General features: G+C 74.2%; 14 protein-coding genes. 3 read left to right on the forward strand and 11 right to left on the reverse strand.

The window, feature by feature from the left end; genetic code table 11:
- Positions 1-113: 113 nt before the first annotated feature.
- Together A6F73_RS10450 and A6F73_RS42495 are read left to right on the forward strand one after the other, a co-directional pair.
- Positions 114-791 (forward strand): response regulator transcription factor, encoded by a 678-nt coding sequence (locus A6F73_RS10450; RefSeq protein ID WP_063347546.1) that lies wholly within the window; start codon positions 114-116, stop codon positions 789-791.
- Positions 781-2,361: a HAMP domain-containing sensor histidine kinase gene (locus A6F73_RS42495; protein ID WP_063347547.1), complete on the forward strand. Its 1,581-nt coding sequence runs from the start codon at positions 781-783 to the stop codon at positions 2,359-2,361. Before A6F73_RS10450 ends, A6F73_RS42495 begins: the two co-directional genes overlap by 11 nt.
- On the opposite strand, the gene A6F73_RS10460 is transcribed toward A6F73_RS42495, so the two are convergent.
- The 11 genes from A6F73_RS10460 to A6F73_RS10510 all read right to left on the reverse strand — a co-directional run bounded on the left by A6F73_RS10460 (position 2,358) and on the right by A6F73_RS10510 (position 17,277).
- Positions 2,358-3,416 (reverse strand): hypothetical protein, encoded by a 1,059-nt coding sequence (locus A6F73_RS10460; protein WP_063347548.1) that lies wholly within the window; start codon positions 3,414-3,416, stop codon positions 2,358-2,360. The genes A6F73_RS42495 and A6F73_RS10460 overlap by 4 nt on opposite strands.
- Before the next feature lie 116 nt (positions 3,417-3,532).
- On the reverse strand, positions 3,533-4,111 hold the full coding sequence (locus A6F73_RS10465) for a hypothetical protein (RefSeq protein ID WP_063347549.1): 579 nt from the start codon (positions 4,109-4,111) through the stop codon (positions 3,533-3,535).
- Between the two features lie 123 nt (positions 4,112-4,234).
- Positions 4,235-5,557, reverse strand: a complete 1,323-nt coding sequence (locus A6F73_RS10470; protein ID WP_063347550.1) for a glutamate-5-semialdehyde dehydrogenase — start codon at positions 5,555-5,557, stop codon at positions 4,235-4,237.
- Between the two features lie 164 nt (positions 5,558-5,721).
- Positions 5,722-6,246 (reverse strand): hypothetical protein, encoded by a 525-nt coding sequence (locus tag A6F73_RS10475; protein WP_063347551.1) that lies wholly within the window; start codon positions 6,244-6,246, stop codon positions 5,722-5,724.
- A 168-nt stretch (positions 6,247-6,414) separates the two neighbouring features.
- Positions 6,415-7,551 (reverse strand): glutamate 5-kinase, encoded by a 1,137-nt coding sequence (gene proB, locus A6F73_RS10480; protein WP_063347552.1) that lies wholly within the window; start codon positions 7,549-7,551, stop codon positions 6,415-6,417.
- Positions 7,552-7,862: 311 nt separating this feature from the next.
- Entirely contained in the window at positions 7,863-9,341 is a 1,479-nt protein-coding gene (obgE, locus tag A6F73_RS10485; protein ID WP_063347553.1) for a GTPase ObgE, read from the reverse strand.
- 100 nt (positions 9,342-9,441) lie between these two features.
- Positions 9,442-9,699 (reverse strand): 50S ribosomal protein L27, encoded by a 258-nt coding sequence (gene rpmA, locus A6F73_RS10490; RefSeq protein WP_030309712.1) that lies wholly within the window; start codon positions 9,697-9,699, stop codon positions 9,442-9,444.
- A gap of 14 nt (positions 9,700-9,713) precedes the next feature.
- Positions 9,714-10,031, reverse strand: coding sequence for a 50S ribosomal protein L21 (gene rplU, locus A6F73_RS10495; RefSeq protein ID WP_063347554.1), 318 nt, complete (start codon positions 10,029-10,031; stop codon positions 9,714-9,716).
- 233 nt (positions 10,032-10,264) lie between these two features.
- Positions 10,265-13,831, reverse strand: a complete 3,567-nt coding sequence (locus tag A6F73_RS10500) for an Rne/Rng family ribonuclease (protein WP_063347555.1) — start codon at positions 13,829-13,831, stop codon at positions 10,265-10,267.
- Positions 13,832-14,263: 432 nt separating this feature from the next.
- Entirely contained in the window at positions 14,264-15,025 is a 762-nt protein-coding gene (locus tag A6F73_RS10505; RefSeq protein WP_063347556.1) for a TIGR03936 family radical SAM-associated protein, read from the reverse strand.
- Between the two features lie 308 nt (positions 15,026-15,333).
- Positions 15,334-17,277 (reverse strand): TIGR03960 family B12-binding radical SAM protein, encoded by a 1,944-nt coding sequence (locus A6F73_RS10510; protein WP_063347557.1) that lies wholly within the window; start codon positions 17,275-17,277, stop codon positions 15,334-15,336.
- Positions 17,278-17,759: 482 nt separating this feature from the next.
- Here A6F73_RS10510 and A6F73_RS10515 point away from each other — a divergent pair, with 482 nt between their 5' ends.
- On the forward strand, positions 17,760-19,052 hold the full coding sequence (locus A6F73_RS10515) for a M14 family zinc carboxypeptidase (RefSeq protein WP_063347558.1): 1,293 nt from the start codon (positions 17,760-17,762) through the stop codon (positions 19,050-19,052).
- Positions 19,053-19,135: the final 83 nt, after the last annotated feature.

A 19,135-nucleotide genomic window follows, 5' to 3' on the forward strand; every position in this document is an offset into this window, starting at 1 on the left:
ATTCCCCGCTGAAGGGAAACTGAGGAAAGCTGAGGAAAACTTCAGCTCGGATATCCCGGGCAAGCCGGTCAAGGCCGTTGCGGGAAAACGGAATTCCCCCAAGGATGTCCGTCATGCGGCTACTGATCATCGAGGACGAGGAGCGGCTCGCGCAGTCCCTGAGGCAGGGGCTGGCGGCCGAGGGATACGCGGTCGACCTGGCCCACGACGGCGTCCGGGGGCTCGAACTCGCCCTCACCGAGCCCTATTCGGCGATCGTGCTCGATCTGATGCTGCCCGGCCTCAACGGCTTCAAGGTCTGCCGCGAACTGCGCGCCGCCGGGAATTCCGTACCGATTCTGATGCTCACCGCGAAGAACGGCGAGTACGACGAGGCCGAGTCGCTGGACTGCGGCGCCGACGACTTCCTCAGCAAGCCGTTCTCCTACGTCGTGCTCACCGCCCGGCTGCGCGCCCTGCTGCGCCGCGGCGCCGCCGCCCGCCCGCCGGTGCTCGCGGTCGGCGCGCTGCGGATCGACCCGGCGGCCCGCCACTGCACCGCCGCCGACCGACAGGTCCGGCTCACCACCAAGGAGTTCGCCGTGCTGGAATGCCTGGCCCACCGCCCCGGCGAGGTGGTCCCCAAGGGCGGCATCCTGGACACCGTCTGGGACGCCGCCTTCCGGGGCGACGTGAACATCGTCGAGGTCTACATCGCCGCCCTGCGGCGGAAACTGGACGTGCCCGGCGTCGGCTGCCGGATCGAGACGGTGCGCGGCGCCGGGTACCGGCTGGTGCCCGATGCGCACTGACCGCCTCCGCCCGCTGCTGCGCCCCTGGCACCGCTCCTCGCTCCGCGTCCGCGCCGCCCTCGGCGCGGCCCTCGCCTCGGTGCTGGCCTTCTCGGTGGCCGCCCTCTGGGTCGGCGGCGCGGTCCACGACCAGTGGACGGCGGTCGCCGAGAAACAGGCCCAGGACAGTGCCGAGCTCGTCGCCCACGACATACCCACCGGCGCCCAGACCTGGACCTCGACCCTGAAGGAGTCGTTCCTGCTGGTCCTGGCCGACGGCCAGGTGGCCTTCCCGCTATCCCCCAACGGCCGGGCCAGCATCACCATCTACCCCAACAAGAAGGGGCTCGGGCCCAGCACCCTGCTGGGCGAGTACGCGGGCCTGCCACCCGAACCCTTCGCTCCCCTCCCGCCCTACCCCCAGGACGTCTCCCCCGCACACACCGAGCAGGTCCGGATCACCCTGCCCGACCACACCCGGCTGTGGCACTGGCCCGAGAACGGCCCCTCCCTCACCAGCCGGGACGTCACCATGATCAAGCGGGTCACCGACCCGGTCTCCTCCCAGGCCCTGCGGCAGTACACCGGCATCCTGGGCCTGCCGGAGCAGCGCGTCACCGTCTACCTGCTGGTCAACCCCACCGTCGCCGACCAGGCCGAGGACCGGATCACCGGCATCCTGCTGCGCTACGTGCTGCCCGGCGCCACCCTGTTCACCGCCCTGATCGCCTGGCTGGTCACCGGCCTGGCGCTGCGGCCGGTGGAGTCGATCCGCCGGGGCATGGCCCGGATCGGCGCCGGAGCCTTCCACGAGCGCGTCCCGGTGCCACCCTCGCGGGACGCCATCGCGCGGCTGGCCGAGACCACCAACACCACGCTCGGCCGCCTGGAACACGCGATCGACGAGCAGCGCCGACTCGTCTCGGACGCCTCGCACGAGCTGCGCAGCCCGCTGGCCGCGCTGCGCAGCTCGCTGGAGGTGCCGCTGGCCCACCCGGCGGGCGTGGAGTGGCCGCAGGTGGTGCGCGACGCGCTCACCGACACCGAGCGGCTGCAACTGCTCACCGACGACCTGCTGCTGCTCGCCGCCGTCGAGGAGCCCACCGGGCCGCCCGGCGGCGAGCCGGTGGACCTCGCCGACCTGGTCGGCGAGCAGGTCGCCGAACGCGCCCACCCGTCCGCCGACGGGCCGGCCTTCCTGGCCGTCTCCCTGGAGCCCGCGCCCGTCCCGGGCAGCGAGCTGCGGCTCGGCCGGCTGGTGCGCAACCTGCTCGACAACGCCGCCCGGCACGCCCGCACCGCCGTCGCGGTCTCGGTGACCGTCGAGGACGGGCACGCCGTGCTGACCGTCACGGACGACGGCCCGGGCATCCCTCCGGAGGACCGGGAGCGGGTCTTCGACCGGTTCGTCCGGCTGGACGACGCCCGCTCCCGCGACTCCGGCGGCGCCGGCCTGGGCCTCGCCCTGGTCCGCTCGATCGCCCGCGGCGTCGGCGGCACCGCCGCCTTCACCGACCCGCCCCCGCCCGGCCCGGGCGCCCGCGCGGTGGTCCGCCTCCCGCTCGCCGCCGACGCCCCGGACAGGGACTAAGGCGCGAGCACCCCGCACACCTGCCAGGCCGGCTGCGCGTGGTTGCCCGGATCGATCGGCGCCGGCGGCGGGACCTGGGTGCCCTGCGGGGTGGCCAGCACCGGCTGGAGGAAGCCGGCCATCGAGGTGGTGCAGGGCTCCGGCCCGGCCTGGATCACCGAGTCCACCAGCCGCAGCTGGGCCGAGGCCAGGTCGACCCGGTCGAACTGGAAGGTCAGCTGCCGCCGGACGGTCTCCAGGGTGACGGGCGCACCGGCCGCGGCTCCGGCCGGCTTCAGCGCGTAGACGAAGGTGTGGTCGGTGGTGATCTGCAGCGTGCCGCCGTCGGCCTCGTCGATCCGCATCGCGCCGGTCACCTTCACGGTGTCGGCGGCCAGCGCGACCTGCGCCGGGTCGAAGCGCACCAGCCAGCCGGTCAGCGCGTGGTGCCGGTCGTCGACCGACTGGGTCACGCTGGTGTCGAACTGGGCCTGCTCCCCGGGGGTGACGAAGGCCCGCACATCGGCGGTCGCGCCCTGGACGAGGGTGGCCGGGGCCAGCGAGGAGGCCACCAGGTAGCGCTGGACGGTGTCGAGCGCCTTGGTCACCTCGACCCGGCTGAAGTGCTCGGTGGCGGCCCCGGTCGGGGTGCCCAGTCCGATCGCCCCGTCGCTGTACCCGACCGGCAGCGCGGCGAACGGATTGGCCGGGTCGGCGACCGGCCGGACCACCGAGGCCGGGCTCAACGCGACCAGGCTGACGGTCAGTTGGCTGCCCTCGGGCCGGGCCGAGATCCGGTTCGGCGAGCTGACCCCGAAGTACACCGCGGCCCCGAAGGCCAGCAGCACGAGCAGTAGCAGGGCGAGCGCCTGCCGCGGCACGCTGCCCAGCGGGCCGAACCGCACCCGTGGGCGGGTCGCCCGGCCGAAGGACCCGGCCAGCCGCTCCCGGGCGGACAGCTCCTGGATCCGGGCAGCCCGGACGAAGGACTCGTCGAAGACGACGGACCGGAACTCGTCCTCATTGCCGGAACCACCGTCGGGCGCACCCTCAGGAGGCTCTCGCGGGTCACCCATGACACCAGGGTAAGGCGCGCCCTCGCCCCTCCACGAGGGTGCGACCGCAGATTCCCGGGAACGCCCCGCAACCGCCCGCCCCGGCGCGCACCACCCCTGCGCCACGCCCTACGACGTCACCCCGCAGGTGCCGTGACCACGAGCGACGGCTCGGCCGGCGCGGGCCTCGGGTCGGTCCCGGGGCTGCTGCTGCCGGACTCCGGGCGCCGGGGCGCGCCGGAGGAGCCGCCCACGCCCTGGTAGATCGCCGCGACCGCGACGGCCACCAGGCTCACGCCCATGATCACGGCGAGCACCCAGGCCACCGGCCGGTGCCAGCGCTGCTGGGCCACGTACCGCCCGCGCCCGCGCCCCGGGTCGTAGCCGCGTCGGCGCCGGCCCGGGCGGCCGGTCGCCCGGCCGGGGCCCGACCAGGGATCGGGGTACAGGTGGTCGTCGTCCAGTCCGCTCGGGTGCGGGCGCAGCTCCAGCGGCAGCCCGTCCCCTGCGGTGACGTCATAGCCCCAGACCGGGCCCGCGGTGTCCGGCTCGAACCGGGCCTCGGCGGCGGCGAGCTGCCGCTCCTTGGCCGTCGGCTCGTGCACGGCGGCGGACCGGACGAAGGCCTCATCGAAGACCACGGTGGCGAACTCGTCGTCCGCACCACCGTGGTCGGCGCCGTCGGGGTACGGCGAGCCCCCCACATCGTCAGCCACGGATTCAGCGTATTACCGGGCGGCCGATTTGTCTGTGGCTCATCGCAGTTGGTCCGTCACACGTGTGACGCGGGCCGCTGCCGACCGCCCCGGGGCCCGGCCGGCCCGCCGCGCGGGCCGCGCTCAGCGCGCGTCCGCGTCCCCGCCCACGGTCTGCGTCGCCTCGCCGCGCACGTGCCCGTCACCAGTGACGATGTACTTGGTGCTGGTCAGCTCGGGCAGGCCCATCGGGCCGCGGGCGTGCAGCTTCTGGGTGGAGATGCCGATCTCCGCGCCGAAGCCGAACTCGGCGCCGTCGGTGAAGCGGGTGGAGGCGTTGACGGCCACCGTGGTCGAGTCGACCAACCGGGTGAAGCGCCGGGCGGCGGCCTGCGAGGTGGTGACGATCGCCTCGGTGTGGCCGGAGGACCAGCGGCGGATGTGCTCGACGGCGGCGTCCAGCGAGGGCACCACGGCTGCGGCCAGGTCGTAGGACAGGTACTCGGCGCCCCAGTCCTCGTCGGTGGCGGGCACCACGGTGGCGGCGCCGCCCTCCGCGGCCTTGAGCACCGCGTCGTCGCCGTGCACGGTCACCCCGGCCTCGGCGAGGGCGGCCAGCGCGAGCGGCAGGAAGGCGTCCGCGACGTCCTGGTGGACGAGCAGCGTCTCGGCCGCGTTGCAGACGCTGACCCGCTGCGCTTTGGAGTTCAGCAGGATGCCGACGGCCATCGCCAGGTCGGTCTGCGCGTCCACGTAGACGTGGCAGTTACCGGTGCCGGTCTCGATCACCGGCACGGTCGAGCCCTCGACCACCGTACGGATCAGCGAGGCCCCGCCGCGCGGGATCAGCACGTCGACCAGGCCGCGGGCGCGCATCAGCTCCTGGACGGAGTCCCGGCTCTCGCCCGGGACGAGCTGGACGGCGTCGGCGGGCAGCCCGGCGGCGGCGACCGCGTCCCGCAGGACGGCGACCAGCGCGGTGTTGGAGCGGTAGGCGGAGGCCGAGCCGCGCAGCAGCACGGCGTTGCCGGACTTGAGGCAGAGCGCGGCGGCGTCCACCGTGACGTTCGGCCGGGCCTCGTAGATGATGCCGACCACGCCGAGCGGCACCCGCACCTGGCGCACGTCCAGGCCGTTGGGCAGGGTGTAGCCGCGCAGCACCTCGCCGACCGGGTCGGGCAGGCCGACGACGTCGCGCACGTCGGAGGCGATCGCGGCGATCCGCTCGTGGTCGAGGCTCAGCCGGTCGATCACCGACTCGGCGGTGCCGGCCGCGCGGGCCCGGGCCACGTCCTCGGCGTTGGCGGCGGTGATCTCGGCGCTGCGGGCCACCAGGGCGTCCGCGATCGCCAGCAGCGCGGCGTCCTTCGCCTTGCGCGGCAGCGGGGCGAGCGCGGCGGCGGCCTCCCGGGCTCGGCGCGCTACGGCGAGGACGGGGCTGTCGGCGGTGGCGAGGTCGCTGGTCATGCGCCAAGGGTAGCGACTGCGCAGGGCCCGCCGAGCGGCCATTTCGCCTGGCGGGACGGCCCGGCGAGACGACCCGGCGGGACGACCCGGCGAGACGGTTCTCCCCTGCGGCTCACCCGCCTCCGGGCCGCACCCCGGGGACCGCACCCCGGGTGCGTCCCCCCTCAGTACGGGTGCACCCCGCCCAGGTGCGGCGGCGGATCGCCGAAGCCCTCCGCCACCCGCTTGTGGTACGTCGCCCGGTCGACCACCTCCAGGCCGACGATCTCCCACGGCGGCAGGTTCGCGGTGACCTTGTGCTCGCCCCACAGCCGCAGCGCGATCGCCGCCGCGTCGTGCAGGTCCCGGGCCTGCTCCCAGTACCGGATCTCGGCGTGGTCGGCGGCGTAGCGGGCGGTGAGGAAGAACGAGTGGTCGTACGCCAGCCGCTCCAACGAGACGCGCAGCGAGGACAGCGGGGTGACCTGCCCGGACACGCTCAGCACCACGTGCCAGAGCCTGGCCTGCTCGGGCACGGTGGGCGACTCCTCCGGGTCCGCGTGCTGCGACCGCGGCCTGCGCGTCCCGCCGGGCCCCTGCGGCGGCGGACCGGCCGGCTCGGCGGGTCCGTCCCCGCGTCCGCCGTCGATGCTGGTCAGCCGTCGGCCCGCCGTCCCTGCGGTCAGCGTTGCCTCGCTTCTGCGTTCCACCGGCGGCCTCCTGTTCGGCGATGTCGTGTCGTCCCCCGCACCGGACCCGCCGGCCCGCGGCCGACCGGTACGGCTGCACCGCTCCTCGCCCGCGGCCGGGCCACTCCCCGTACGGAGCGGCCCGCCGACCGCGCTCAACCGATCGGCCGGTACCGGCACACCGGCCGGTCAGCCGCGCAGAACGACCAGGTCGTCGCGGTGGACGACCTCACGCTCGTACGCGGCGCCGAACTCCTGGGCCAGGTCGCGGGTGGACCGGCCGAGCAGGCGGGGCAACTCCCTCGCATCAAAGTTGACCAGTCCGCGAGCCACGATGTGGCCGTTTTCGGCAAGAAGGTCCACCGGATCACCCGCCGTGAACTCCCCGTCCACCTTGGTGACCCCGGCGGGCAGCAGCGAGGCGCCGCCGGAGACGACGGCCGTGACGGCGCCCGCGTCGAGGTGCAGGGCGCCGCGCGGGCTGCTCGCGTGGGCCAGCCAGAGCATCCGGTCGGAGGTGCGGCTGCCGGTGCGCAGGAACAGGGTGCCGGTGCGCCGTCCGGCCAGCGCGTCGGCGGCCTGGCTGGCGGCGGTGAGCACCACCGGGATGCCCGCGCCGGTGGCGATCCGGGCCGCCTCGACCTTGGTGACCATGCCGCCGGTGCCGACGCCGGCCTTGCCCGCGCTGCCGATCTCGACGCCGTCGAGGTCGTGCGGGCCGCTCACCTGGTCGATCCGGCTGGTGCCGGGCCGGGCCGGGTCGCCGTCGTAGAGGCCGTCCACGTCGGAGAGCAGCACGAGCAGGTCGGCCCGGACCAGGTGGGCGACCAGCGCGGCCAGCCGGTCGTTGTCCCCGAACTTGATTTCGGCGGTGGCGACGGTGTCGTTCTCGTTGACGATCGGCATCGCGCCCATCGCCAGCAGCTGGTCGAGGGTGCGGTAGGCATTGCGGTAGTGGGCGCGCCGGCTGGCGTCCTCGGCGGTGAGCAGCACCTGGCCGACCCGGATGCCGTACCGGGCGAAGGAGGCGGTGTAGCGGGCGACCAGCAGGCCCTGGCCGACGCTGGCGGCGGCCTGCTGGCGGGCCAGGTCCTTGGGCCGCTGGTCCAGGCCGAGCGGGGCCAGGCCGGCGGCGATGGCGCCGGAGGAGACGAGGACGACCTCTGGCGCGTCCGGGCGGCTGCGCACCTTGGCCAGCGCGTCCACCAGGGCGTCGACCCGGTCGGCGTCCAGGCCGCCGGCCGCCGTGGTGAGGGAGGAGGAGCCGACCTTGACGACGATCCGCCGGGCGGTCAGCACCTCCTCGCGCAGTGAGTCCTCGCTCATCTCGCTGTACGCCCTTCCGGTGTGGTGCGGGTGCGGCGGGCCGGGCCCGGCCGTCACCCCCGAAATCTACGCGATCCGCGCAGGTCGCCCGCAGGGTGTTTCACCGGCTGGACCGGCGCCGCCACGGCCGGGCCGCCGGTCCGGACGGCCGGCACGGCCCGGCCGACCCGCTGAAGCCCCGGGCCTCCCGGGCGAAGTGACGCTCCGTCAGTTCCGGACGGGGGCCGGACACACGGACGGCCCCCACCGCCCCGGAGGGTGGTGGGGGCCGTTCGCCCGGGCCGGCTCAGGACGCGTCCCGGCCGGCCGGGTCACTCCTCGTCGTCGCCCTCGTCGATGGCGGCCGGGCGGGTGCTGGAGAGCGCCTCGAAGGCGAGGAACTCGGCCTCGGCCGCGTCCCGGCCCTTCTGCTTCTCGCGGCGGCGGTCGACCGCCGGGCGCGGGCTCTCCAGGCGGTGGTCCTCACCGCGGCGGCCGAGCATCTCGGCGCCGGCGGCCATGGTCGGCTCCCAGTCGAAGACGACGGCGTTCTCGTCCGGGCCGATGATGACGGTGTCGCCCTCGTGCGCCCCGACCTTCCACAGCTTGTCCTCGACGCCGAGGCGGGCCAGCCGGTCGGCGAGGTAGCCGACGGCCTCGTCGTTGGAGAAGTCGGTCTGGCGGACCCAGCGCTCCGGCTTGGTGCCGCGGATGCGGTAGGCGCCGTCCTCCTCGGTGATGGTGAAGCCCTCGTCGTCCACGGCCTTGGGCCGCAGCACGATCCGGGTCGACTCCTCGACCGGCTTGGCGGCGCGTGCCTCGGCGACGATCTGCGCCAGCGCGAAGTTCAGCTCGCGCAGGCCCTTGCGGGAGGCGGCGGAGACCTCGAACACCTGGTAGCCGCGCTCCTCCAGGGACTCCCGGGTGAGGTCGGCGATGTCCTGGCCGTCCGGCACGTCCACCTTGTTGAGCGCGACCAGGCGCGGGCGCTCCTCCAGACCGCCGTACTCGGCCAGTTCGGCCTCGATGGTCTCCAGGTCGGTCAGCGGGTCGCGGCCGGGCTCCAGGGTGGCGCAGTCCAGCACGTGCACCAGCACCGAGCAGCGCTCGACGTGCCGCAGGAACTCCAGGCCCAGGCCGCGGCCCTGGCTGGCGCCGGGGATCAGGCCGGGCACGTCGGCGATGGTGTACACGGTGTCGCCGGCGGTGACCACGCCGAGGTTGGGGATCAGGGTGGTGAACGGGTAGTCCGCGATCTTCGGCTTGGCCGCCGAGAGCACCGAGATCAGCGAGGACTTGCCGGCGCTCGGGTAGCCCACCAGGGCCACGTCGGCGACGGACTTGAGCTCCATCACGATGTCGCGGGCCTCGCCGGGCTCGCCGAGCAGCGCGAAGCCGGGCGCCTTGCGGCGGGCCGAGGACAGCGCGGAGTTGCCGAGGCCGCCGCGGCCGCCCTGGGCGGCGACGAAGCTGGTGCCGTGCCCGACCAGGTCGGCCAGCACCTCGCCGTTGCGGTCCAGCACCACGGTGCCGTCCGGCACCAGCAGGACGAGGTCGCCGCCGTCCGCGCCGGTGCGGTGGCCGCCCGCGCCGGGCTTGCCGTTGGTGGCCTTGCGCTTGGGCGAGTGGTGGTACTCCAGCAGGGTGGTGACCTGCGCGTCGACGGTGAGGATGACGCTGCCGCCCTCGCCGCCGTTGCCGCCGTCGGGGCCGCCGAGCGGCTTGAACTTCTCCCGGTGCACGGAGGCGCAGCCGTGGCCCCCGTTACCCGCGGCGACGTGAAGTTCGACGCGGTCCACGAAGGTGGTCATGGTGTGCCTCCAGTGTGCGAAAGTCTGCTGCTACCTGCGTAAAGCATGAAGGGTGGACCGGAACATTCCGGCCCACCCTTCACTGTGAGTCTGGTGTGACTCAGGCCTCGACGGCCACGATGTTGACGACCTTGCGGCCGCGGCGGGTGCCGAACTGCACGGCACCGGCGGTCAGCGCGAACAGGGTGTCGTCGCCACCGCGACCGACGCCCGCACCCGGGTGGAAGTGGGTGCCGCGCTGGCGCACGAGGATCTCGCCGGCGGAGACGACCTGGCCGCCGAAGCGCTTCACGCCGAGGCGCTGGGCGTTCGAGTCACGGCCGTTACGGGTAGAGCTTGCGCCCTTCTTGTGTGCCATATCTCGCTATCCCCTTACTTGCTGACCGAGTCGATGCTGGTGATGCGCACCGCGGTGTGCTTCTGACGGTGACCCTGGCGACGGCGGTAGCCGGTCTTGTTCTTGTAGCGCAGGATGATGATCTTGTCACCCTTGGTCTGGTCGACGACCTCGGCGTGGGTCTTCACACCGGCCAGGACCCACGGGTCGGACGTGACGGCTTCGCCGTCGACGATCAGGATGGTCGAGAGCTCGACCGAGTCACCCGGCTTGGCCTCGATACGGTCGATCTCCAGCACGTCGCCGACGGCGACCTTGTGCTGGCGGCCGCCTGCGCGAACGATCGCGTACATGCGGTACCTGCTTTCCTTACTCGGTCGGAACTCCCGACGCCAGCCGCCTGGGTACGGACACAGGGGCCTCTCCCCGCCCGCTGCCGCGCGAACGCGGCGCTTCGGGAAGGTGATGTGCTCGGGAGCGTGTGGCGTAGACACGCCGAGGGTCAAGAATACGGACCGGCCGCCCGGGGGGCAAACCGGCCCGTACGGCCCGGGGCGGGAAGGGTCCCGCCCCGGGCGCGTGGGCACTACTCGGCCGCCGTATCACCTTCGGCGGCCGCCGCCTTCTTGGCCGCCGCGCTCGTCCGCTTGGTCGCGGTCTTGCGGGCGGTGGTCTTCTTGGCCGCCGTGGTCGTCTTCTTGGCGGCGGTCTTCTTCGCGGCGGTCTTGCGGGCGGCCCGCTTCTTGGGCGCCGGAGCCTCCTCCGCGGACGGCTCCTCGGCCTCGGCCTCGGCGGCCGGGGCCTCCTCCGCGGGCGCCTCGACGACGGCCTCCACGGCCTCGACGGCCTCGGGGGTCACCACGGCCGGGGCGGCCGGGGTGGCAGCCTCCAGGGCCGCCTCCAGCGCCGCGTCGGCCCGCGCCTGGAGCACCACGATCTCGGCCTCGCCCGGCGCCCCGGCCGGAGCCGTCGCCTTGCGGACCGCGCGGCGGCGGGTGCGGCCGGCCGGAGCCGCCGCGGCGGCGGCGGGGATCTCGACCAGGTCCGGCTGGACGGCCGGGGCCTCCTCGACGGCCTCCGCCTCGACGCCCGGGACCTCCAGGGCCAGCTGGCCCTCGATCTCCTCGCGCACCGGCTCGCCCTCGACGACCACCTCGGCCACCGCGGCCTCGACGGCCTGCGGCTCCTCGGCGGCCGCCCCGCCCTTGCCCCGACGACGGCGCTTGCTGCTGCCCGCGGCCGCCTCGGCCGACACGGCCGGGGTGTGGACGTGGGCGCTCGGCTGCTCCATGTGAACGATCACGCCGCGGCCGTTGCAGTGCACGCACGGCTCGGAGAAGGACTCCAGCAGGCCCTGGCCGACCCGCTTGCGGGTCATCTGGACCAGGCCCAGCGAGGTGACCTCGGCCACCTGGTGCTTGGTCCGGTCCCGGCCCAGGCACTCCAGCAGGCGGCGCAGCACCAGGTCCCGGTTGGACTCCAGCACCATGTCGATGAAGTCGATCACGATGATGCCGCCGAGGTCGCGCAGCCGCAGCTGGCGCACGATCTCCTCGGCCGCCTCGATGTTGTTGCGGGTGACCGTCTCCTCCAGGTTGCCGCCCTGGCCGACGAACTTCCCGGTGTTGACGTCGATGACGACCATCGCCTCGGTGCGGTCGATCACCAGCGAACCGCCGCTGGGCAGCCAGACCTTGCGGTCCAGCGCCTTCATCAGCTGCTCGTCGATCCGGTAGGTGGCGAACACGTCCACCTCGGAGGTCCACCGCTGGAGCCGCCCGGCGAGGTCCGGGGCCACGTTGGAGACGTAGTCGTGGATGGTGCTCCACGCCTCGTCGCCGGAGACGATGACCTTGGTGAAGTCCTCGTTGAAGATGTCGCGGACGACCCGGACGGTCATGTCCGGCTCGCCGTACAGCAGCGCGGGGGCGTTGCCGGTCGCGGCCTTCTTCTGGATGTCCTCCCACTGCTGCTGCAGCCGCTGGACGTCGCGGGTCAGCTCCTCCTCGGAGGCGCCCTCGGCGGCGGTGCGCACGATGACGCCCGCGTCGTCCGGGACGATCTTCTTGAGGATCTGCTTCAGGCGGGCGCGCTCGTTCTCGGGGAGCTTGCGCGAGATGCCGGTCATCGAGCCCTCGGGCACGTAGACCAGGTAGCGGCCGGGCAGCGAGATCTGGCTGGTCAGGCGGGCGCCCTTGTGGCCGATCGGGTCCTTGGAGACCTGCACCAGCACGGACTGGCCGGACTTCAGCACCGACTCGATCCGGCGCGGGCCACCGTGGCCCAGCGCACCGAAGTTGACCTCGCCGGCGTACAGCACGGCGTTGCGGCCCTTGCCGATGTCGACGAAGGCGGCCTCCATCGACGGCAGCACGTTCTGGACCTTGCCCAGGTAGACGTTGCCGACGTACGAGGTGGCCTGCTCCTTGTTGACGTAGTGCTCGACCAGCACGCCGTCCTCGAGGACGCCGATCTGGGTCCGCTGGCCGTTCTGGCGCACCACCATGACGCGCTCGACCGACTCGCGGCGGGCCAGGAACTCGGCCTCGGTGATGATCGGCACCCGGCGGCGGCCCAGCTCGCGGCCCTCGCGGCGGCGCTGCTTCTTCGCCTCCAGACGGGTCGAGCCCTTGATGGACTGCACCTCGTCCGGGTCGAAGGACGGCTCGGTGGAACGGCGGCGCGGCTCGCGCACCTTCACCACCGTGCGGACCCCGTCCTCGGTGGTCTCGGCGGTCTCGACGGCACCGGCCTCACCGCTGCGGCGGCGACGACGGCGACGACGGCGGGACGAGGACAGGCCGGCGGCCAGGTCGTCATCGTCCTCGACGTCCTCCTCGACGTCCGCGGCCGGCTCCTCGACGACGGACTGCCCGGTCTCGACGGCCTCGGCCTCGAACTCCTCGGCCTCGCCACGGCGACGACGGCGGCCGCCCCGACGGCGACGGCGCGACGGACGGTCGTCCTCCCACTCGCCCTCGGTCTCCGGACCGGCGACGGGGGCCTCGACGACGGGCGTCTCGACCGGCACCTCGACGACCCGCTCGACCGGCTTCGCCTTCTCGGCGGCCTTCGCCCTCTCGACGGCCTTGGCCTTCTCGGCCTTCTCCGCCCGCTCGGCCCTCTCGGCCCGCTCGGCGGCCTTCCGCTCGGCGGCCTTCGAACGGCTCGGCGGCTGCACCCGCACCGAGGTGCGCACCCGGCGGCGGCGACCGACGCCGCTGTACTCGAACTCGTCCTCCTCGCGCTGCGCGGCGGCCGGGGCCTCGACCGGCGCCGGGGCGGCAGCGGCGGGCTGCTGCTGCGCCTGCGGCTGCACGGCGGGAGCCGGGGTGGCGGCCGGGGCGGCGGCGGGCTCCTGGAACACCGGAGCCTGGAAGATCGCGGTGGACGGGCGGACCGCACGGCGGCGCACCCGGTGGGTCGGCTCGGCGGCCGGCGCGGGCTGGACGGCCACGGCCTCCTCGACCGGCTCCTCCTCGACGGGCTCCTCCGCGGCGGCGGGCTCCTCGACCGGGGTCTCGACGACCGGCGCGGCCTCGACCACGCGGCGGCGACGGGCCCGGCGGGCCGGAGCGGCGGGGGCCTCCTCGGCAGCCGGCTCGGCGGCGGGGGCCTCGGCCACCGGGGCGGCGGCAGCGGGCTCCTCGGCCGGGGTCTCGGCGGCGGCGGGCGCCCCGGCGGGCGCCTCGGCGCGCTTGCGGGTGCGGCGGGCCCGGACCGGCTTCTCGGCCACCGGCTCGGCGGCCGGCTCAGCGGCCTTCTCGACCGGCTTCGCGGCCGCCTTCGCGCTCGTCTTCGTCGTCTTCTCGACGGCGGGCGCCTCGGCGGCGGCCGGCTCGGTGACCACGACCGGGGTCGTCTCCGGCGTCCCGGCCGGAGCCTCGGCGCGCTTGCGGGTCCGGCGGGCCCGGACCGGCTTCTCGGCCACCGGCTCGGCGGCCGGTGCGGCCTGCGCCTCGGCGGCGGGCGCCTCGGCCTGGACGACCGTCTCGGCCGTCTCGGCGGCCGCACCCTGCGGGGTGCCCGCCGGGCGGGACACCGCACGGCGACGGCGGCGCGGCGGCGCCGCGGAGGTGCCTTCGCCGCCGGTCGGGGCGGTCTCGTTCTGTTCCGTCGCCGCGTTCTGCTGCGGATCGGTGTTATCGAGCATGCGGGTGGATCTCCCGTCAGGCCCCCGGGCTCCACATCCGGGCACGGCACGGCACCCGTGGCCGGCCGGCATCGCGAGGATGCTCGGGCCGGACCCTTTCACGGTGCCGCCGCGCGGACGCGAGGCCGCACAGGGGCTCGTAGTCTCGCTCGGCGCCCCGCCGCACGGCGGGGTGTCGAAAGTCTTCTGGTCTGACCAGTCTTCTGAGGTTTTCCCAAGCTGCGCCGTTCCCCAACCCCGGGTGGCTCCCGGACGGGGTTCCCGGGCCCACCGACCGTCCTGGTCGGCGGGCCTCAGGTGGCCGGCCTGTGCTGCGACGACGCTCGCTCCCCTGGGGAGCCGCGGGAACCTGGAGGACCGTCGGGCCCAGTGAGGCACTGGACCCGGCCTCCGCCCGTCAGGCGGACGCGGCCCCGCGCACCCCGGCGGCTGTCAGCCGGCCGGGGCCGCGGCGCGGTCGAGCGCCAGCGGGTCGGTCACCGTGCCGGACTCCTCGTCGAGCGGCCCCTGCGCCAGCCTGGTCACCTCTGCGGGGACCGGCGGCGCCAGGTCGGCCGTCACACGGAGACCGGACAATACGTCGTCGGGTCGTACGGCTGGTGTGGCGTGTCGTACTACCAGGCGCAGTATCGCACAGGGACGGCCGGTCCGAACATCGCGGTCCGCTTCGGCCGCCGTGTCCGCACCGTCGACGACCTGCGGCGCGGCGATCTCGAGCGCCGCCACCGGACCGCGCGCGTCGAAGACCCGCACGCCGTTCTTGGTCACGCGTTCGACCTCGACCCGCTCGGCGGCGAGGAACACCGCGACCGCGCGGGCGGCCTCCTGCGGCTCGACGCCGTCCAGCCGGACCAGCCACTCGGAGGCCTCCAGGCGCTCCACGAAGTTCGGCGTCCGGACCTCGACCGCGTCGATCACGTCCAGTCCGGTCGGCAGCGACTCGTCCAGCTGTGCCCGCAGTTCCTCCGGGTCACGGAGGGCGGCCAGGCCGATCTCCAGGTACTCCGCCTCGCTCGCCACCCCGGTCGGGGCCGCGTTGGCGTAGGACACCTTCGGGTGCGGGGTGAAGCCGGCCGAATAGGCCATCGGCACGGAGGACCGGCGCAGGGCGCGCTCGAAAGCGCGCTGGAAGTCGCGGTGGCTGGTGAAGCGGAGCCGGCCGCGCTTGGTGTAGCGGAGACGGATCCGCTGCACCGTCGGCGCGGGCGGAGGACCGTCGGGCGTACGGCGTGCCAGGGTCGCTCAGTCCTTAGTCAGTTGTCCCCGTCCGGCGCGACGGCTGCCGCCGCTGTCCGGACTCTGTCACCTCAAAGGGTACGCGCCCCGCCACCCCCCTCGTCCCGCCCCTGGTCAGCCGCCCCCCGACGCCCCCGGCCGCCGTCCGCTCGGCGAACGCATGGAGCCCTCCCCGATTCCCGGGGAGGGCTCCATCCGTCACTTCGAGCACGTCACGCGGCCCGGACCCGCCCGATCCGCGCCATCCGTACCACCCGCACCATCAACTAGCCCTGCGGGGCAGCCCCGTTGACCACGGCCAGCGGCAGCAGCTTCTTCCCGGTGGGACCGATCTGGATCTTGAGGTCCATCTGCGGGCACACGCCGCAGTCGAAGCACGGGGTCCAACGGCAGTCGTCGACCTCGACCTCCTCCAGGGCGTCCTGCCAGTCCTCCCAGAGCCAGTCCTTGTCGAGACCGCTGTCCAGGTGGTCCCAGGGCAGCACCTCCTCGTAGGTGCGCTCGCGGGTGGTGTACCAGTCGACGTCGACGCCGGTGCCGGCCAGGCCCTTCTCGGCGGAGGCCATCCAGCGGTCGTAGGAGAAGTGCTCGCGCCAGCCGTCGAAGCGGCCGCCGTCCTCGTAGACGGCGCGGATGACGGCGCCGATGCGGCGGTCGCCGCGGGACAGCAGGCCCTCGACGATGCCGGGCTTGCCGTCGTGGTAGCGGTAGCCGATGTTCTTGCCGTACTTGCGGTCGCCGCGGATCGAGTCGCGCAGCTTGGCCAGCCGGGCGTCGGTGGCCTCGGCGGACAGCTGCGGGGCCCACTGGAACGGGGTGTGCGGCTTGGGCACGAACCCGCCGATGGAGACGGTGCAGCGGATGTCGTTCTGGCCGGTGACCTCGCGGCCCTTCTGGATGACGTTCTTCGCCATCGCGCCGATCTGGAGCACGTCCTCGTCGGTCTCGGTGGGCAGGCCGCACATGAAGTACAGCTTCACCTGGCGCCAGCCGTTGCCGTAGGCGGTGGCGACGGTGCGGATCAGGTCCTCCTCCGACACCATCTTGTTGATCACCTTGCGCATGCGCTCGCTGCCGCCCTCGGGGGCGAAGGTGAGGCCCGAGCGACGGCCGTTGCGGGACAGCTCGTTGGCGAGGTCGATGTTGAAGGCGTCGACGCGGGTGGACGGCAGCGACAGGCCGATCTTGTCGTCGCTGTAGCGGTCGGCCAGGCCCTTGGCGATGTCCCCGATCTCGGTGTGGTCGGCGCTGGACAGCGACAGCAGGCCCACCTCCTCGAACCCGGTCGCCTTCAGCCCGCGCTCCACCATCTCGCCGATGCCGGTGATGCTTCGCTCCCGCACGGGGCGCGTGATCATGCCGGCCTGGCAGAAGCGGCAGCCACGGGTGCAGCCGCGGAAGATCTCCACGGACATCCGCTCGTGCACGGTCTCCGCGAGCGGGACGAGCGGCTGCTTCGGGTAGGGCCACTCGTCGAGGTCCATCACGGTGTGCTTGGACACCCGCCACGGCACGCCCGGGGCGTTCGGCACGACGCGGCCGATCCGGCCGTCGGCCAGGTACTCCACGTCGTAGAACTTCGGCACGTACACCCCGCCGGTACGGGCGAGGCGCAGCAGCAGCTCGTCGCGTCCGCCCGGGCGGCCCTCGGCCTTCCAGCCGCGGACGAGCTCGGTGATGTCGAGCACGGCCTGCTCGCCGTCGCCGACCACCGCGCAGTCGATGAAGTCCGCGATCGGCTCGGGGTTGAACGCGGCGTGGCCGCCGGCCAGGACGATCGGGTCCTCGTCGGTGCGGTCCTTGGCCTCCAGCGGGATGCCGGCCAGGTCGAGCGCGGTCAGCATGTTGGTGTAGCCGAGCTCGGTGGAGAACGACAGGCCGAACACGTCGAAGGCCTTCACCGGGCGGTGCGCGTCCACGGTGAACTGCGGGACGTCGTGCTCGCGCATCAGCGCTTCGAGGTCCGGCCAGACGCTGTAGGTGCGCTCGGCGAGCACGCCCTCGCGCTCGTTGAGCACCTCGTAGAGGATCATGACGCCCTGGTTGGGCAGACCGACCTCGTAGGCGTCGGGGTACATCAGCGCCCAGTGGACGTCGCAGGCGTCCCAGTCCTTGACGGTCGAGTTGAGCTCGCCGCCGACGTACTGGATCGGCTTCTGGACGTGCGGGAGGAGGGCCTCCAGGCGTGGGAAGACCGATTCGACAGTCATGTACTAGGAACCCTTACGACGTGATTCGGTGCCGCGCGCATCGGCAGGCGACGGCGGGGAGGGGTGACCCTCAAGGGTAGCCCAATCCGGGGAAAGGCCCGCTGGCTCACCCCCGGGCTCACCCCCCGCCCGGGCCGGGCACCCGCCCGCGCTCCGGCGCGGCCGCCCCGGTCCGGCCCGCCCCGGCACGCGCAGTGCGCGCCCGCCGCCCGGCGCCGTCCGCCGTTGACATGCCCGGACCACCCATGCGGTACTGACAGGGCCCCGCCAGAGACCTCTGCACCCCTTCCGGACAAGGGAGTTGGGCCGTACGCTCAACCCCCTCGCCGACTCCCCCGGCGACCCGTCCCCGGCGCGCAGGGCCTCGCCCCCGGCCCCGCAGGCCGCGTCCGTCGGCGCCCCCGCGCGCCCCTGCGGCCCGACGGCCCGACGAGCCGGGCGGCCACGCGAACACACCCCAGGGGACACGCCCTAGGAGAGCCATGACCGACACCGACCGGCGGGTCCGCCCGCCCCGGCCCCTCGGCAGCCGGGCGGCCCGCTACCCCGCGCCGGCCCAGGCCGAGGCCGCGGCCCGGCGGCTCGCGCTGCGCCACCCGGAGCGGTGCCGGCTGCGCGAGGTGGGCCGCTCGCGGGCCGGGCGCCCGCTGCTGCTGCTGTCCGTCGACCGGGGCCCGCGCGCGGTGCTGGTCGTCGGCGGCCCGCACCCCAACGAGCCGATCGGCACGGCCGGCGCCCTGCGGCTGGCCGAGGTGCTGCTGGCGCGCCCCACCCGGCCCGGCCTGTCCTGGCACCTGCTGCTCTGCCTGGACCCGGACGGCGCCGCGCTCAACGCGGGCTGGCTGAACGGGCCGCTCACCATGCGCCGGCACTACGAGCACTTCTTCCGTCCCTCGTTCGAGGAGCAGCCCGAACTGCTGCCGGCCGCCGACGCGGGCCGGCCCCCGATGCCGGAGAGCCTGGCGCTGACCGGCCTGATCGACGAGCTGCGCCCGTTCCTGCAGTGCTCGATGCACGGGGTGGACTTCGGCGGCGCCTTCATCCAGCTGACCGCTCCGGTGCCCGGACTGCCCAAACTCTTCGCCTCCTCGGTGCGCCGGGCCGGCATCCCGCTGGACGTCGACCCCTTCGACGCGGTCGGCTGGGCCAGCCCCTTCCCCGGCACCTATCTGATGCCCTCGGCGGACGGCGCCGGCCGGTCACGGGCGCTGCCGGACGAGCCGGAGCTGTCCACCTGGTCGTACGCCGGCCGCCACGGCGGGGTGACGGCCGTACTGGAGGTGCCGATGTGGGCCGTGGACGCGGTCGGCGACGGCCGTCCGCACCCGGCGGCGGACCGGGCGGTCGGCGCCGCGGCCCGGACGCTGCGCGAGCGCGCCGAGGAGCTCTCCGGGCTGCTGGCCCACGTGCCCGCGCACACCCGGGCAACGCACGGCGCACAGGTGCGCGCGGCCGGGTTCACCCTGGAGTTCTGCCCGTCAGTGGCCCAGGAGTGGCTGGCCCGCTGGTGCGCCGAGCCGCTCACGGTGTCCCGGGTGACCACCGCCGGGATCGTCGCGGCCCGGATCCCGCTGCGGGTGGCGTCGACGGTGCTGCGGCTGCTGGCGGACAGCGGCGGTCCGACCGTGGAAGCGGCCCGGGGCCGGGCCCGCGACATCGTCACCGAGAGCCTGGGTCAGCTGCACCACCGCTTCGGCGCCCGCTGGGTGCCGGTCCAGGAGCAGCTGGCCCACCAGGTCCGCGCGGCGCTCACCGCCGCCGACTGCCTGCTCTGACCGGGGCCACGGCCCGCCGCAACCGGGCAACAACTACCCACCCACAGCGCCCAGTTGAAAAACACCAAGGGCCGACCCGAGAA

The organism is Streptomyces sp. MJM8645, from assembly GCF_001625365.1.
In the GTDB taxonomy this organism is placed as follows: Bacteria; Actinomycetota; Actinomycetes; order Streptomycetales; family Streptomycetaceae; genus Kitasatospora.

Excerpts from the sequence above, each read along its gene's own strand:
- A6F73_RS10450 (WP_063347546.1), top strand. The coding sequence starts at position 114 with ATGCGGCTACTGATCATCGAGGACGAGGAGCGGCTCGCGCAGTCCCTG.
- A6F73_RS42495 (WP_063347547.1), top strand. The coding sequence starts at position 781 with ATGCGCACTGACCGCCTCCGCCCGCTGCTGCGCCCCTGGCACCGCTCC.
- A6F73_RS10460 (WP_063347548.1), bottom strand. The coding sequence starts at position 3,416 with ATGGGTGACCCGCGAGAGCCTCCTGAGGGTGCGCCCGACGGTGGTTCC.
- A6F73_RS10470 (WP_063347550.1), bottom strand. The coding sequence starts at position 5,557 with ATGACCAGCGACCTCGCCACCGCCGACAGCCCCGTCCTCGCCGTAGCG.
- proB (WP_063347552.1), bottom strand. The coding sequence starts at position 7,551 with ATGAGCGAGGACTCACTGCGCGAGGAGGTGCTGACCGCCCGGCGGATC.
- obgE (WP_063347553.1), bottom strand. The coding sequence starts at position 9,341 with ATGACCACCTTCGTGGACCGCGTCGAACTTCACGTCGCCGCGGGTAAC.
- rpmA (WP_030309712.1), bottom strand. The coding sequence starts at position 9,699 with ATGGCACACAAGAAGGGCGCAAGCTCTACCCGTAACGGCCGTGACTCG.
- rplU (WP_063347554.1), bottom strand. The coding sequence starts at position 10,031 with ATGTACGCGATCGTTCGCGCAGGCGGCCGCCAGCACAAGGTCGCCGTC.
- A6F73_RS10500 (WP_063347555.1), bottom strand. The coding sequence starts at position 13,831 with ATGCTCGATAACACCGATCCGCAGCAGAACGCGGCGACGGAACAGAAC.
- A6F73_RS10510 (WP_063347557.1), bottom strand. The coding sequence starts at position 17,277 with ATGACTGTCGAATCGGTCTTCCCACGCCTGGAGGCCCTCCTCCCGCAC.
- A6F73_RS10515 (WP_063347558.1), top strand. The coding sequence starts at position 17,760 with ATGACCGACACCGACCGGCGGGTCCGCCCGCCCCGGCCCCTCGGCAGC.